The organism is Enterobacter sp. C4G1 (genome assembly GCF_052886895.1).
On the sequence record NZ_JBQVVV010000002.1, the window covers coordinates 1,182,935 to 1,197,456 of the forward strand.

The window sequence follows — 14,522 nt, forward strand, 5'->3', positions numbered from 1 at the left end:
ATTTTCTCCCTTAATCACCATGACAACGTCACGACGAGTTGATCAGAATACACACCTGCCGGGCTAAACCCGGTCAGGAGCGCCACACCGAAGAGTGGCAGTGAGATGTTGTTGCTGTTGGTATAGGTCACCGCGACCGCCTGGTTGACCCCAATCTCACTGTTCGCGGCCAGAGAACTGTTGCTGTAGAGTCGGTACGCCACAACATCGGTTCCGCCTGAACGTTTCATTCGCCGTACAGAAGCGTAATTCTGTCCACCATCAATGCTCATACTCAGCGCCACGCCTGGCGTACAGGCAATGGACAATGCCCCGTTGGGCACAAAGCTGGTACTGACCGGGGCGCTTTCTACCCCAGTACGTGTGCCAAAATCCAGCGTACCCAACAGCCCACCGGTTCCGGAAATTACCGAGCAGCCCGGCACAATGGTCGCACTGACCTTAAATGGCTGCGACGTCACCGCCCCGGAGATGGGCGCTAGCATCAGCCCCACAGCGAGGACAAAAAAAGGTTGCAGGAAACCCTCTGCGCTTTCGCGCAGACATAACCAGAATGCCTTCATGACTGGAACTAGTAGGTTACGCTGACGTTAATGGTGTCAGTGTAGGTTCCCGGGACAACCGTAACGCTGTTGCCGCCTCCGGTGATGCGTCCGTACAGGGTGTAACTGCTCACCTCGCCCGTCGTCGACGCTGCCGGCAACGCCGCGTTATTGGCGATGATGTTGTTAAATCCGCTGTCGCTGTACAAGCTGTATGCCACACCCTGTGCCGCGTCGGTGGTATTAATCAGATAACGCGCGGGCGTACCTGGTGTCCCTACCACGGTGGTCGGAGCGGTGGAGTTGGTATTGCCGGTTATCGCCACCGTATAACTGGCGGTGGTGCATTGAATACTGAAGGAGTTACCGCCGCTGGCCCCGGTCAACTGGGTAGTCAGCGTAGAAAAGGTCGCAGGATGGGTCCCGAAATCCAGCGTCCCGAAGTTAATTCCGTTTTGAGTAGGTGATCCGTTGATCAAACAACCGTTGGTCAGAGTCAGTGTCGCGCCGATGGTGCCGCTACTGGTTACCGCCAGCGCCTGCCAGGCGGTCGTGGCGATAAGCAGGGTGCCTGCAAATATTAAAAGGCGTTTTCTTTTCATTTTTCCCCCTCCAGAAGATGTCGCCGTTCGCTTACCACATTTTATTTATACTGTTCAAGATGTTAGCCCCACTGAACAATCCCGAAAGGGGGTTATTGTGAATTTAGTTGATGGATACCGCTTCAACCACCCTTGCCAGGATACGTGCAACTTTTGCCGTATTGACAACTTAGTTAATTAAAAAACAATCAGTTAAAACAATTTACGGGAAGTAAATGCGTCTCATCCTGAGAATATATCCATAAAAACGTGATAAGCATCACAATATATCGTTGAGGCATTAGCAACAAAATTAATAAAAATTAAAAACCAGTTGTATCCCCACTCGCTTTACGTCAATTTATGTGCCGAATATTTTCCTGCGCTGTAATAAAAAATCTATATGTATCGGCGCGGGGATGAATCTTAAGCGCATAGAGGGTCTTTTTTCGTGGCAAGTGCAAACAAACTCACACTCTTCATCGTGATATTCATGCTGGCGGGTATTCTTTCAGGGGCAGTAATTCACGAGTACGCATCACAGGATGTCATTACCGCCTGGGCGGATAACATCACGCTGCTGACCGATATTTTCCTGCGACTGATTAAAATGGTGATAGCGCCGTTGGTGTTCAGTACGTTAACCGTCGGCATTATGAAGCTGGGCGAAACCTCTACCATTGGCCGCGTTGGCGGCAAAGCGATGGTGTGGTTTATCAGCTCTTCCGTGCTTTCTATTCTGGTGGGGCTGTTTATTGTCACCCTGGAACACCCGGGTAGCGGCCTGAACCTGACTATCCCGAAAGAAGCGGTTGATACCGGCCTGGCCGTGGGGGGAATGACGCTGAAAGCCTTCCTGTCTCACACCATTCCAACCAGTATTGCGGGCGCGATGGCGAATAACGAGATCCTGCAAATTGTGGTGTTCTCGATGTTCTTCGGTATTGCAGGCGCGTCACTGGGTCAAAAATTCAATGCTCCGCTGGTTGCCGCGCTGGATGTGGTTTCGCACATCATGCTGAAGGTGACAGGCTACGTGATGTACGTTGCACCACTGGCCATTTTCGCGGCGATTTCATCCGTCATTGCCACGCAGGGTCTGGGCATTTTGCTGAACTACGCGTCATTTATTGGCGGTTACTATGTTGCCATCCTGCTCACCTGCATGGTGCTGCTGGCGGTGGGTTACATGGTGCTGAAAAAAGAGGTGTTTCGTCTGGTCAGTATGCTGAAAGATCCGGTACTGGTCGCGTTTACCACCAGCAGTTCTGAAGCCGCTTATCCAAAAACACTGGAACAGCTGGAGCGCTTTGGCTGTTCACGCAATATTGCCTCTTTCGTTCTGCCGATTGGTTATTCCTTTAACCTGGTGGGTTCGATGGTGTATTGCTCTTTTGCCTCTATGTTTATCGCCCAGGCGTACAACATTCATCTGAGTTTCTCCGAAGTCACCGTTCTGATGCTGACGCTGATGCTGGCCTCCAAAGGGATTGCGGGTGTGCCGCGCTCTTCGCTAGTGGTGCTGGCTGCGACCATTCCAAGCTTTAATATCCCGGTGGCGGGTATTCTGTTGCTGATGGGGATTGACCACTTCCTGGATATGGGGCGTTCTGCAATTAACGTGCTGGGGAACGGGATTGCGACGGCGATGCTGTCACAGAACGAAGGTGCGCGGGAAGCGGAAGCTGAGCTGGTAGAGCAGGAAGCTTAAGATGTAAAAAAGCCGGGTGGCGGCTTCGCCTTACCCGGCCTACAAATGGCTCGCACACGTAGGCCGGCGGCCTACAAATGGCTCGCACACGTAGGCCGGGTAAGCGTTCGCGCCACCCGGCTTTGTTTTAAGCTACATGACTCGCTGCGATATCCAGCAGCGCCATCTCATCGCTGTTCAGCAGCTTCTCGATATTCACCAGAATCAGCATACGCTCGCCGAGCGCACCCAGACCGGTCAGATATTCGGTGGACAGCGTTACCGCAAACTCTGGCGCAGGACGGATTTGGTCAGAGGTCAGTGACAGCACATCAGACACGCCATCAACAACAATACCCACAACACGTTGGCCCAGATTCAGGACAATCACCACGGTGTTGTCATTGTAATCCACGTCGCCCTGGCTGAACTTCACACGCAGGTCAACGATTGGCACAATCACACCGCGCAGGTTCGTCACGCCCTTGATAAAAGATGGGGTGTTAGCAATACGCGTAACCTGGTCATAACCACGGATCTCCTGCACTTTAAGGATGTCGATTCCGTACTCTTCATCGCCTAAAGTGAAGACCAGGAACTCCTGTCCAGATGGCTCGCCCGCCAGTTTCGTTACATTACTCATACCGGTCATGTTATTACCTTTTTCTTAATCAGGCGGCTGTGTATGCCACACGTTGTTCACGATTTAATCCCTGAAGCGCTGATACATCAACGATCAGCGCAACGCTACCATCACCCAGGATGGTGGCGGCAGAAATTCCCGGCACCTTGCGGTAGTTGCTTTCGAGGTTCTTCACCACGACCTGGTGCTGACCAATCAACTGATCGACCAGCAGCGCATAGCGGCGTCCTGCACTTTGCAAAATAACCACAATGCCTTGCGTCGCTTCGGTTTTCGCACCATCGACTTCGAATACTTTCCACAGTTCAACCAGTGGCAGATACTCGCCACGCACTTCCAGTACGCGCTCGCCACCCGCCAGTGGATGCAGATCTTCTTCACGCGGTTGCAGAGATTCCATTACCGCATTCAGTGGCAGAATGAAGACTTCACCAGCAACTTTGACAGACATACCATCCAGAATCGCCAGCGTTAGCGGCAGCAGGATGCGAATGGTCGTACCGGAACCTTGTTTAGACTTGATCTCAACGTGGCCACCCATCTCCTGGATATTACGTTTCACCACGTCCATGCCCACGCCACGGCCGGAAACGTCCGTCACCTGTTCAGCCGTCGAGAAGCCAGGCGCGAAAATAAGCATCCCCACTTCTTCATCGGTCATGTTTTCACTTACCGCCATACCCTGAGACATTGCCTTCGCCAGAATACGTTCGCGGTTCAGGCCAGCACCGTCGTCGGTCACTTCGATACAGATATTGCCGCCCTGGTGTTCCGCAGACAAAATCAGGTTACCGACCGGTGATTTCCCCGCAGCAACGCGGTTTTCCGGCAGTTCGATACCATGGTCAAGGCTGTTACGCACCAGGTGCGTTAATGGATCGATGATGCGCTCGATCAGGCTCTTATCCAGTTCGGTAGAGCTGCCCATCAGCGTCAGTTCAATTTGCTTGTTCAGTTTACCGGCCAAATCGCGCACCAGACGCGGGAAACGGCTGAAGACATATTCCATCGGCATCATACGGATGGACATCACCGATTCCTGCAAATCGCGGGCGTTACGTTGTAACTGACCCATGCTGGTGATGAGATCACCATGAGTGACCGGGTCCAGTTCGTTGGAACGCTGGGCAAGCATGGACTGGGTAATCACCAGTTCGCCCACCAGGTTAATCAGCTGGTCAACTTTCTCGACCGCAACACGAATACTGGTGGATTCACTTGAACGTGCCGCCGGTTTTTCACCGCGGGCAGGTGCTGCTGATTCTTTTGGCACCGCTTTCAGCGCTGGCGCGGCAGGAACAACAGCAGGAGCCGCCACTTCAGCGACCGCAACAACCGCTTCTGCCACCGCAGGGGCTTGAGCAGTTTCTTTCTCAAAATCAATCTGATCGGCTTCGATTACAAAGCACAGCACTGCCACGATGTCGTCCTGGCTAATGCCGTCTTCAAGCGTTGCGGCAAGGCTGTCTTTCCCCTTCACCACATTGCTTAATTTGGCCAGATTACCCAGCTCTTCTTCCAGCAGATTGACTTCGCTCTCTTTAAGGCGAGATAGCACAACGCGCAACTTACTTGCCGCAGCGGCAGGCGCGACGTCTTCAGCGGAATCGACAACGCTCAGGGTTGCCGGGCTAACAGCGGGAGCCGCTGCTTCACCTTTTGCTTCCAGCGCTAACTGACGCAGCGCGTTGCAGATGTATTCAAAGCTGGCGGCATCAGGCTCTGCCGAGCTTTTATAGGCGTCGAGCTGTTCCTGCATAATATCTTTGGTTTCCAAAAACAGGTTAATAATGTCGGTATTGAGCTGCATCTCACCGCGGCGCGCTTCATCGAGCAGGTTTTCCATTAAATGGGTTGTTTCCTGCAAGATGGTAAAACCAAACGTCCCTGCTCCGCCTTTAATAGAATGCGCCGCACGGAAGATGGCATTGAGCTGCTCTGAATCCGGTGCTTCAGGCACCAGATCCAAAAGGTGTTGCTCCATGTCAGCCAACAATTCGTCGGCTTCATCAAAGAATGTCTGATAAAAATCGCTAATATCCATGCTCACGCTATCACCTCGGATTGGCTGGTGGCGATGTTGGAACGGCAGCCGAAGGTACGGCCCCAGGCTGTTTTAAATCGTCCAGTGACTCATTCTGACTTTCGGCGTTTTCATGCAGGATGGCCTGCTCCGCCTGCTGGTTCAGCACTAAAAGACTGATACGACGGTTGATGGCATCATCTGGCCCGCGGTCGGAGACGCGCATCGTTGCGGCCATGCCGACCACGCGCAGTACCTTGCCATCATCAAGCCCACCCGCCACCAGCTCGCGACGCGAGGAGTTGGCACGGTCGGCAGAAAGTTCCCAGTTGCTGTATCCCTTCTCACCCGTGGCATACGGGAAATCATCCGTGTGTCCTGACAAGCTGACGCGGTTTGGGATCCCGTTCAGAACCGGCGCAATTGCACGCAAAATGTCGCGCATATAAGGTTCAACTTCAGCACTGCCGGTTTTAAACATTGGGCGGTTCTGGCTATCAATAATCTGTATACGCAAACCTTCCTGCACCAGGTCTATCTTCAGATGCGGGCGTAATGCGCGCAGTTTCGGATCGGCTTCAATCAACTGATCCAGATCGCCACGCAGTTTTTTCAGGCGCGCCTGTTCCATCCGTCTTTTCAGCTCGTCAATGTTCGGCTCTTTTTTCACTTCACCCTTTTGTTGGGTGTAGTCATCACCGCCGCCAGGGATTGGGCTGTCGCTATTCGCGATACGCTGCCCCCCTGTCACCGCCGTCGCCAGCGGGGTTCTGAAATATTCAGCAATCTGGATAAGCTCTTTCGGGCTGGAGATGGAGATAAGCCACATCACCAGAAAGAACGCCATCATTGCGGTCATAAAGTCGGCGTAAGCAATTTTCCAGGAGCCGTGCGAACCATGCCCGCCGCCCTTGTGCTTGCGCTTTTTTACGATGACGATCGGATGGGACTGGTTTTTCATGCGTCCTCAGTTGTCGTCTGTTGATTTGGGTTTTTCACCGCACGCACATGTTCTTCCAGCTCGATAAACGATGGACGTTCGCTGGAGTAAAGCGTTTTACGACCGAATTCGACAGCGATCGGCGGTGCATAGCCGTTGAGGTTAGAGAGCAGCGTGATCTTCACGCACTGCATCATTTTGGTGGTTTCCGCGCTCTTCTGACGCAGCACGCTTGCCAGCGGAGAAATAAAACCGTAGGCCAGCAAAATACCGAGGAAGGTTCCGACCATTGCGTGCGCAATCAGGGCACCCAGTTCTGCCGCCGGACGATCCGCAGACGCCAGGGCGTGTACTACCCCCATTACCGCCGCAACGATACCGAAGGCCGGAAGGGAGTCACCCACAAGCGCAAGGCTGTTTGCTGGCACTTCGGATTCGCTTTCGTGGGTTTCGATCTCTTCGTCCATCAGCGCTTCGATTTCGAAGGTGTTCATGTTGCCGCTGATGATAAGGCGCAGATAATCAACGATAAAATCCAGCATCATTGCGTCGGCAATAATGCGCGGATAGCTGGCAAAGATTTCGCTCTCTTTTGGATTTTCAATGTCTCGCTCCAGCGAGAACATTCCCTGCTGACGCGACTTCGCCATCAGGCGATAGAGCAGCGCCAGCAAGTCCATATACATGCTTTTGGTGTATTTCGAGCGACGGAACAGCAGTGGAATAGCTTTCAGCGTCCCCTTGATCGATTTACCGTTGTTACCAACGATAAAAGCCCCTACCCCTGCGCCGCCGATGATAATAAGTTCAGCCGGTTGATAGAGTGCTCCAAGGTGCCCGCCGGTCATCATGTAACCGCCGAAAACTGTACCGAGAACTACCAGGTAACCTAATAAGATAAGCACGACATCATCCTTCCGCTAGTGACTAAGGCAGGACGTTCATTTCGAGTGTGTGACCGGAATGCGGGGTAAAAAAAAGCAGCGGTAATTTCTTACCGCTGCTGGAGTCTTGCCCACACGTTCGGGTTAAACAGCTTGTTCGATCTGTTCATCCAGCAGTTGTGGAATAATATCGGCAGCATCCCGGGAAAGTTTACGTCTTTTTACGGCTCGGGATGGAGGCTGGCATAAACTACAGGCAAAGCTGCCAGCAGGCTGATGAGCATGGGTAATAAAATTACCGTCACAGCAATTGCAGCGTGACAGTTCAAGCATTCCGCTTTCAACAAAACGCACCAGCGTCCAGGCACGAGTTAAGGCCAGCAGCGGACCGTCGTCATTCTGCTGTGGGCATTGCTCAAGGTAAAGTTTATACGCTTTGATCACGGCATCAACGCCGCTGCAAAGACCTGTTTTCAGCAGATATTGCCAGGCATTGCAGAACATCGACGCGTGGATGTTCTGTTCCCAGGTCATAAACCAGTCCGTTGAGAACGGTAGCATCCCTTTTGGCGGTGGGCTGCCACGTAATTCTTTGTACAGTTTGATGAGGCGACCACGGCTGAGCTGGGTTTCGCTTTCCAGCATTTGCAAACGAGCACCCAGCGTGATCAGTTCCATTGCCAGCTGTATATCACGCGCTTCCTGAACAATGCTTTTTTCGCTCATTTTTACGCCCTTTTCTTACGGGCTGCGTCATCAGGCTGGCTGATTTCAGTGAGCAAGCGGGTAGAAAGTAAAATACCGGTATGGATCTGTTGCAGATCGTCAACACGAGAATCTTGAGTCAAACGCGTGATAGTCTGAGGATTATCAAAACGGAACTGACATACTAGTTGATTCGTTTCCGCCAGCTTCACCATCTGTGGAAGGGTTAACCCACCCAGCATGGTTGCCATTTCTTCGCTAACACCTAAACGAAACATCGCGGACGCCTTGTCCTGACTAATCAAACGCTGCGCGAGCAGTAAATATGACAAATTGATGTCATAGATATGTTTTAGCAACTCGGATGTATGCATTTTTCCCATCCCGAATAACTACTATTATTTTTAAGCGGAAAAACCGCACCCCGTGATGTCGCCGGGAAATCACCCGGTATAAAAAAAGAAGGCCAAATGCATAGTTGAATTAAGGTTTGTATGTAGCAAAACGCGCAATATTCAACACACTGCTGCGTTGTTTACACGTTTTATCATTTCTTACAAATAACTAAGATTTTTCCTAATTCGACGCAAACTCTACTCGTCAGCTCTAACACATACAATGCGGCCCCACCCAAAATTTAAAAAAAATGTGATCTCCATCACATAATTTAAGCGAATGTTATCGATAAATCCATCAGCATGACTTGTAAATTGATTATTTATTGAGCTGTTGACACTATTTTATATTCTTAATGGACGAATACTCATGCAGAAGTATGAAGTAGTTGGGTATGACAATTGCTTAGCGGCCTGATGATTAGCGAGTTTGCCCCTGACGATATCTCTATGATAGAGACATTCGATCATAATCCATTAAAAACATATAGTTATATATATATTGCATTTAACAAATTTCTTTGCGTGATCATCCCGCTTGTGTTGATAACCCGTTAAAACGATTTAGCAGCCCGACACAATGTTTGTTTTATTTACGTTAAGTTGTTAATTTTTATCATTCAGCTGCATTATTTGAATATTCCTCTTATAAGAATAATTAATGAATAATTATGATAAGGTTCACACTAATGTCGTATTCACCTCTTGCAGAAGCGGCAATTTCGCGGTAATGCTGATTGAAACACCGTATTTCAGATGCCAAAGGAGTGCGTGATGAGCTACGCCCATCTTCTTGTTTCTGTTGCTGTTTCACCCGAAAGCCACCAACTTGTCGCCCGTGCTGTCTCCATCGCCAGGCCCACCAATGCCCGGATCACCCTGATAACTCTTGCTACTGAGCCAGAGATGTACAATCAACTGGCCGCACCCATGCTTGAAGATATTCGTGAGGTATTGCAGGAAGAGACACAGCAATTTCTGCGGGAGCTGGTTGAGAAGGCGCAATATCCTGTTTATGACACCATCATTGCGACAGGTGAATTAAACGAACATATTCTTAACATGTGCCGAAAACAGAATATTGATCTGGTTATTTGCGGTAATCATAACCACAGTTTCTTTTCCAGAGCGTCTTGTTCTGCAAAATCGATTGTTGCATCAAGCCAAGTTGACGTGCTGTTAGTACCTCTCGGGGGTAAATAATACCCCCGGAGGGGGTCATGCCAGCTTAGGGAATGTCGCGACTTTTTTTTGCAAACGCTGTTCCGTATCCCGCGGCGTGATACTGCGCAGGTCGCGAATAAAATGCGCCTGCCAGTGGTTGATGTCATTTTTACGGAGTGTTTCCATCATCTCCGCATGACGTGAAATACGCTCAGTAAGCGGCATATTCAGTGCACGATCGAGCGCATTCGCAACATCATCACGATCGTAAGGATTCACGATAAGCGCAGAGGTCAATTCGTTTGCCGCCCCGGCAAACTGTGACAACACCAACACGCCAGGATCGGCAGGATCCTGCGCGGCGACATACTCTTTCGCCACCAGATTCATGCCGTCGCGCAGCGGTGTGACCAGACCGACATCGGCATAGCGGAATACCTTCATAAGGATCTTACGTTCAAAATGCTGGTTTAAATAAAAGAGCGGTGTCCAGCCTAATTGCCCGTAGCGACCGTTAATGCGCCCCGCTTCCGTTTCTAACTGATGACGAATGTCCTGATAGGCCTGCACCTCACCGCGTGAAGTGGGCGCTATCTGGGTGTAGCGAATTTTACCGTGATGCTGAGGGAATTTTTCCAGCAGCGCTTCATAGGCAAGAAAACGCTCCGGCAGGCCTTTGGAATAATCTAATCGTTCAACCGAAAAGATATTTTTAACATGCTTGAGTTCATTCTTAAGCTGCGCCAGTTTCGGCGGCAATGGCCCCGCGGCCTGCCCGGCGATTTCATCAGGCTCGATGCCGATGGGGTACACATCAGTATGGAACGGTTTCCCCCACGCGGTATGCGACTTGCCGCATTGTGTTACCAGCCGGGTTTTGCCTGAGACGCTGTCGAGGAATGCCAGCCGGTCATTTTCGGTCTGAAATCCCAGCAGGTCATAGTCACATAATCCTTCCAGTAATTCCTCATGTGGCGGCAACGCGTTGAATATCTCGGGCGTAGGGAAAGGGATATGCAGGAAAAAACCTATCCGATTATTTACGCCCCGTTTTCGCAGCTCTCTGGCAAAAGGTAACAGGTGGTAATCATGCACCCATAAAGTGTCGTCGGGCTCAATTAATGGCAGCAGTTTATCCGCCAACAGCGCATTGACGCGCATATAGCCTTCGAAGGATCCACGCTGAAAATTCACCAGATCGAGTCGATAGTGAAACGCAGGCCATAACACGGCATTCGAGAACTCAGAGTAATACTCTTCGTAATCTTTTTCATTGAGGGCGAAGGATACCCAGGTGATGTTACCCCGCGTCACTTTCTTCAGGGGTTTATCTTCATTACTGATATCACCGCTCCAGCCAAACCAAAGGCCTCCGGCGGCTTTTAAGGCACCTAACACCCCTACCGCCAGCCCCCCTGCACCAGACTTCTTATCATCAGGCGGCGCGATCCGGTTAGAGATGACGACTAAGCGACCCATACTGGCTCCTCCCGCTGTGTTGTGCGATTTGCTGATTAGCGACATCTGTTATCCACTGACAGACGCTACTGACATTTCCCAGACGCCATCCGGCGTTGGTTTCGCCCGGCCCAACCTTTACCGACATGCCTTTGGCCCGGTTGACGACCTTGAACCCGGCTTCATCTGTCAGGTCATCCCCCACAAATACCGGCGTCCGATCTTTAAACGGTGCGGTTCCCATAAAGGCGTTGATGGCCGCGCCTTTGTTGATCCCCGCTGGTTTTATCTCGACCACACATTTTCCTGGCTGAAGCGCCAGCTGAGGATGCGCATCCACCAGCGTCTTTGCCAGCGCAAGCACCGCCGCTTCATGCTGCGGTGCCTGACGGTAGTGCAGCGCAAAGGCCATGCCCTTGGCTTCAAGCTCCATGCCCGGAAGCCGGGCAAGCCCAGACGTAAGCTGCGTGTGCAGCAGCGCAATTAAATCATCCGGGAGAGAAACGATATGGGTTTGGCCATGGATGTCGCGGCGCTCCGCTCCGTGGACACCCGCCAGCGGAAAGCGATAAGGCCTGGCGAGCGCGTCCAGCTCGGCCATTGAGCGCCCTGATATCAATGCCAGTGCTCCCTCATTCATCTGTGAGAGCTGATACAACATCTGAAGAACCGCAGTGGGTATGACCACCTGGTCGGGATGAGGTTTTATCTCGGCGAGTGTGCCGTCGAGGTCAAAAAAGAATGCAAAGTGTCCGGGCAGTACAGGCGGTGCAGTTAACAGGTCAGCCACCCTCTTCCTCCTTACAGGGTTACGTGAGGTAAAACCTTTACCTCATCATTAGCCATGTAAGTATAGACAGTGTGACGTTGCTCGCCATTCAGGAACCCACCGGCCAGGGAAACTGGTCGGTGGGTTAGAGGGTCAACTATAGTTATAAGTTGGGTCGTTAAAAGGCAGGAAATGGCTTATACGGTGCGCTTCGCTTTTTGCTTGTAACGGTCGAAGATAACCGCTGCCAGCAGGATCAGACCACGAACCACATACTGCGAGAACGGAGAGATGTTCAGCAGGTTCATGGCGTTTTCCACCGTCCCCAGAATCAGAATACCGGCCACCACATATGAGATTTTTCCGATGCCGCCTTTCAGGGATACCCCGCCCAGAACACAGGCTGAAATCACAATCAGCTCATAACCGATAGAGGTCATTGGCTGGCCGCTGGTCATACGCGATGCAAGGATAATCCCCGCTGCTGCCGACACCAGCCCGGACAACACAAAGATGATTATCTTGGTGCGTACCACCGGTACACCCGCCAGACGCGCCGCTTCTTCGTTACCGCCAATAGCCAGCGTATTGCGGCCAAAGGTGGTCCTGTTAAGCAGGAAACCGAACAGGATAAGACAGGCCACCGTCAGCCAGATTGGCGCAGGCAGACCTAACCAGTTAGCATAACCCAGGGTAAAGAAGCGCTCGTCTTCAATCCCGACCGCTTTACCGTCAGAGATGATATAGGCCAGACCACGCACAATTTGCATCGTCGCAAGGGTGGTGATCAGCGCGTTAATCTTAAGGCGCGCAATCACGAAACCGTTCACCAGACCGCTTAACACCCCAAGCAGCAGACCGGCAAACACACCAATCCACAGGCTTTCGGTCATATTGATGACCACCGCCGTTGTTACGCCAGCGCAGGCAATCACAGAGGCAACAGACAAATCAAAATCGCCGGACGCCAGGCAGAACAACATCCCACAGGCCACCATGCCAGACATGGAAATCGCCAGCCCGAGCCCCTTCATATTAATGAAGGTGGCAAAGTTCGGGACAAAGAGAGAACAGGCGATGAACAGGGCGGCAAAAACCACCAGCATCCCGTACTGATCCCAGATGCGGCCAAAACTGAAAGCCGACTTTGGTGCTCCAGATGTAGTAACAGAGGACATCATTAACTCCTTACTCAGGCGACAGCCTGGCTAACTTTAGGCATGGCGAGACTCAACGCCTGTTGTTCATTCGCCTGTTCATGAAGCAATTCACCGGCAATTTCACCTTCACGCATCACCACAATGCGGTCGGCAACCCCCAGCACCTCAGGCAGATCGCTTGAGGCGAATAGCACTGCCACACCGCGTTTTGCCAGTTCATAAATCACGTTATAGATTTCGTGTTTTGCCCCCACGTCGATACCACGGGTGGGTTCATCCAGCAAAATGACCTTCATATCTTCCGACAGCCAGCGCCCTAAGATCGCCTTTTGCTGGTTGCCGCCGGAGAGGTTCATGATTAACTGCTCCGCCCCCGGGGTTTTAATATTTAACGAACGGATATGATGATCGGCATTGCTCAACTCCCAGCCATCGTTAATCAGACATCCAGCGCGGATAAACTTACGTCTTGCTGAAATGTTGATGTTGTCGCGCACGGAGTGCACAGGAATGATCCCTTCGGCTTTGCGGTCTTCCGGGCAAAGCATCATCCCTGCCCTGATGGCATGGGCGGGTTTGCGGATATCGACCTGCTCACCATCGATAGTGACCTGGCCTTCGGTGATACGTGTCCCGCCAAACAGCCCTTTCATTAATTCGCTGCGCCCCGCCCCGACAAGGCCGAACAACCCAACGATTTCACCGCTGAGTACAGATAATGAAATCGGCGTACGCACGCCAGGTGCTTTGACGTTATCCAGACGCAGGCGTTCAGGGCCATACTCTCTGGATTTCCAGTGATAAATATCTCCCAGTTCGCGTCCGACCATCGCCTGCACCAGCTGATCGTGATTGACCTGCTGCATATCGCTAAAGGTGCGCACATAACGCCCGTCTTTGAACACGGTAATGGCATCGCTGAGGGCGAAAATTTCTTCCATGCGGTGCGAAACGTACAAAATAATGCGGCCTTCTTTACGCAGCTCGCGTATCACGCGGAATAAATTTTCAATTTCGCGCGCAGAGAGCGAACTGGTGGGTTCATCAAAGGCGATAATCTTGGCGTTACGCGCCAGCGCCTTCGCAATTTCAACCATCTGCCACTGGCCAATAGAGAGATACTTCAGGGGCGTTTGTGGATCGACATCCAGCCCAAGGTGTTTTAATTGCAGCCCCGCTTCATAATTGAGTAGCGAACGATTTACCACGCCGCTTTTGTGCGGAAGCTGGCCTAAATAGATGTTTTCTGCCACCGTCATTTCAGGGATCAGATGCAGCTCCTGATAAATGATGGCCACACCCGCATTCAGTGCGGCTGTTGTGTCGGCAAATGCCACCTCTTCGCCGCGAATGGCAAGCGTACCGGTGGTTGGCGCGTAGTTGCCGCTGAGGATTTTCAACAGCGTAGATTTCCCCGCGCCGTTCTCCCCCATCAGGGCGTGAACCTGGCCGGCATAGCAATCGAAGCTGATATCGGTCAGCGCGTTTACGCCGGGGAATGTTTTACCGATGCCGCGAAAAGAGAGATACGGTAAGGACTGTTGCATAACGACTCCGTGATTCCTGTA

14 protein-coding genes are annotated in these 14,522 nt (G+C 51.7%); 2 read left to right on the forward strand and 12 right to left on the reverse strand.

Features of this window, described 5'->3' with window-relative positions; all coding sequences use genetic code 11:
* Window positions 1-14: 14 nt before the first annotated feature.
* Together ACT9TW_RS19605 and ACT9TW_RS19610 are read right to left on the reverse strand one after the other, a co-directional pair.
* A complete protein-coding gene (locus ACT9TW_RS19605) occupies window positions 15-563 on the reverse strand; it encodes a Csu type fimbrial protein (protein ID WP_446493443.1) in 549 nt (182 codons plus the stop codon).
* Between the two features lie 8 nt (window positions 564-571).
* Complete coding sequence (locus ACT9TW_RS19610) at window positions 572-1,144, reverse strand: Csu type fimbrial protein (protein WP_446493444.1); 573 nt, start codon at window positions 1,142-1,144, stop codon at window positions 572-574.
* 430 nt (window positions 1,145-1,574) lie between these two features.
* Here ACT9TW_RS19610 and ACT9TW_RS19615 point away from each other — a divergent pair, with 430 nt between their 5' ends.
* Entirely contained in the window at window positions 1,575-2,834 is a 1,260-nt protein-coding gene (locus tag ACT9TW_RS19615) for a dicarboxylate/amino acid:cation symporter (RefSeq protein ID WP_315686073.1), read from the forward strand.
* A 127-nt stretch (window positions 2,835-2,961) separates the two neighbouring features.
* Here ACT9TW_RS19615 and cheW read toward each other — a convergent pair whose 3' ends face one another.
* The 6 genes from cheW to flhD form a co-directional block, all read right to left on the reverse strand.
* Window positions 2,962-3,465: a chemotaxis protein CheW gene (cheW, locus tag ACT9TW_RS19620; RefSeq protein WP_182061530.1), complete on the reverse strand. Its 504-nt coding sequence runs from the start codon at window positions 3,463-3,465 to the stop codon at window positions 2,962-2,964.
* Window positions 3,466-3,484: 19 nt separating this feature from the next.
* A complete protein-coding gene (gene cheA / locus ACT9TW_RS19625) occupies window positions 3,485-5,506 on the reverse strand; it encodes a chemotaxis protein CheA (protein WP_446493445.1) in 2,022 nt (673 codons plus the stop codon).
* A 4-nt stretch (window positions 5,507-5,510) separates the two neighbouring features.
* Window positions 5,511-6,440 carry a flagellar motor protein MotB gene (gene motB / locus ACT9TW_RS19630; RefSeq protein ID WP_182061532.1) on the reverse strand — a complete coding sequence of 310 codons (930 nt, stop codon included), beginning with the start codon at window positions 6,438-6,440 and terminating at the stop codon, window positions 5,511-5,513.
* On the reverse strand, window positions 6,437-7,324 hold the full coding sequence (gene motA, locus ACT9TW_RS19635; protein ID WP_094935636.1) for a flagellar motor stator protein MotA: 888 nt from the start codon (window positions 7,322-7,324) through the stop codon (window positions 6,437-6,439). The genes motB and motA overlap by 4 nt, the downstream gene beginning before the upstream one ends.
* A 123-nt stretch (window positions 7,325-7,447) precedes the next feature.
* Complete coding sequence (flhC, locus tag ACT9TW_RS19640) at window positions 7,448-8,029, reverse strand: flagellar transcriptional regulator FlhC (protein WP_014070721.1); 582 nt, start codon at window positions 8,027-8,029, stop codon at window positions 7,448-7,450.
* Window positions 8,030-8,031: 2 nt separating this feature from the next.
* Window positions 8,032-8,382 carry a flagellar transcriptional regulator FlhD gene (flhD, locus tag ACT9TW_RS19645; protein WP_446493446.1) on the reverse strand — a complete coding sequence of 117 codons (351 nt, stop codon included), beginning with the start codon at window positions 8,380-8,382 and terminating at the stop codon, window positions 8,032-8,034.
* A gap of 795 nt (window positions 8,383-9,177) precedes the next feature.
* On the opposite strand from flhD, the gene uspC reads away from it, so the two are divergent.
* The gene (gene uspC, locus ACT9TW_RS19650) at window positions 9,178-9,606 is read left to right on the forward strand and encodes a universal stress protein UspC (protein ID WP_446493447.1); all 429 of its coding nucleotides are present in this window, start codon (window positions 9,178-9,180) and stop codon (window positions 9,604-9,606) included.
* 15 nt (window positions 9,607-9,621) lie between these two features.
* Here uspC and otsA read toward each other — a convergent pair whose 3' ends face one another.
* From otsA to araG, 4 genes are all read right to left on the reverse strand, one after another.
* Window positions 9,622-11,046: an alpha,alpha-trehalose-phosphate synthase gene (gene otsA / locus ACT9TW_RS19655; protein ID WP_446493448.1), complete on the reverse strand. Its 1,425-nt coding sequence runs from the start codon at window positions 11,044-11,046 to the stop codon at window positions 9,622-9,624.
* Window positions 11,021-11,815 (reverse strand): trehalose-phosphatase, encoded by a 795-nt coding sequence (gene otsB / locus ACT9TW_RS19660; RefSeq protein ID WP_446493449.1) that lies wholly within the window; start codon window positions 11,813-11,815, stop codon window positions 11,021-11,023. Before otsB ends, otsA begins: the two co-directional genes overlap by 26 nt.
* 176 nt (window positions 11,816-11,991) lie before the next feature.
* The gene (gene araH / locus ACT9TW_RS19665) at window positions 11,992-12,972 is read right to left on the reverse strand and encodes an arabinose ABC transporter permease AraH (RefSeq protein ID WP_446493450.1); all 981 of its coding nucleotides are present in this window, start codon (window positions 12,970-12,972) and stop codon (window positions 11,992-11,994) included.
* Window positions 12,973-12,986: 14 nt separating this feature from the next.
* Window positions 12,987-14,501 (reverse strand): L-arabinose ABC transporter ATP-binding protein AraG, encoded by a 1,515-nt coding sequence (gene araG / locus ACT9TW_RS19670; protein WP_446493451.1) that lies wholly within the window; start codon window positions 14,499-14,501, stop codon window positions 12,987-12,989.
* Between the last annotated feature and the right edge of the window lie 21 nt (window positions 14,502-14,522).

What these genes read in the sequence shown, in the direction of transcription:
- ACT9TW_RS19605 (WP_446493443.1), bottom strand. Translation starts at nt 563, where the DNA reads ATGAAGGCATTCTGGTTATGTCTGCGCGAAAGCGCAGAGGGTTTCCTG.
- ACT9TW_RS19610 (WP_446493444.1), bottom strand. Translation starts at nt 1,144, where the DNA reads ATGAAAAGAAAACGCCTTTTAATATTTGCAGGCACCCTGCTTATCGCC.
- cheW (WP_182061530.1), bottom strand. Translation starts at nt 3,465, where the DNA reads ATGACCGGTATGAGTAATGTAACGAAACTGGCGGGCGAGCCATCTGGA.
- motB (WP_182061532.1), bottom strand. Translation starts at nt 6,440, where the DNA reads ATGAAAAACCAGTCCCATCCGATCGTCATCGTAAAAAAGCGCAAGCAC.
- flhC (WP_014070721.1), bottom strand. Translation starts at nt 8,029, where the DNA reads ATGAGCGAAAAAAGCATTGTTCAGGAAGCGCGTGATATACAGCTGGCA.
- flhD (WP_446493446.1), bottom strand. Translation starts at nt 8,382, where the DNA reads ATGCATACATCCGAGTTGCTAAAACATATCTATGACATCAATTTGTCA.
- uspC (WP_446493447.1), top strand. Translation starts at nt 9,178, where the DNA reads ATGAGCTACGCCCATCTTCTTGTTTCTGTTGCTGTTTCACCCGAAAGC.
- otsA (WP_446493448.1), bottom strand. Translation starts at nt 11,046, where the DNA reads ATGGGTCGCTTAGTCGTCATCTCTAACCGGATCGCGCCGCCTGATGAT.
- araH (WP_446493450.1), bottom strand. Translation starts at nt 12,972, where the DNA reads ATGTCCTCTGTTACTACATCTGGAGCACCAAAGTCGGCTTTCAGTTTT.
- araG (WP_446493451.1), bottom strand. Translation starts at nt 14,501, where the DNA reads ATGCAACAGTCCTTACCGTATCTCTCTTTTCGCGGCATCGGTAAAACA.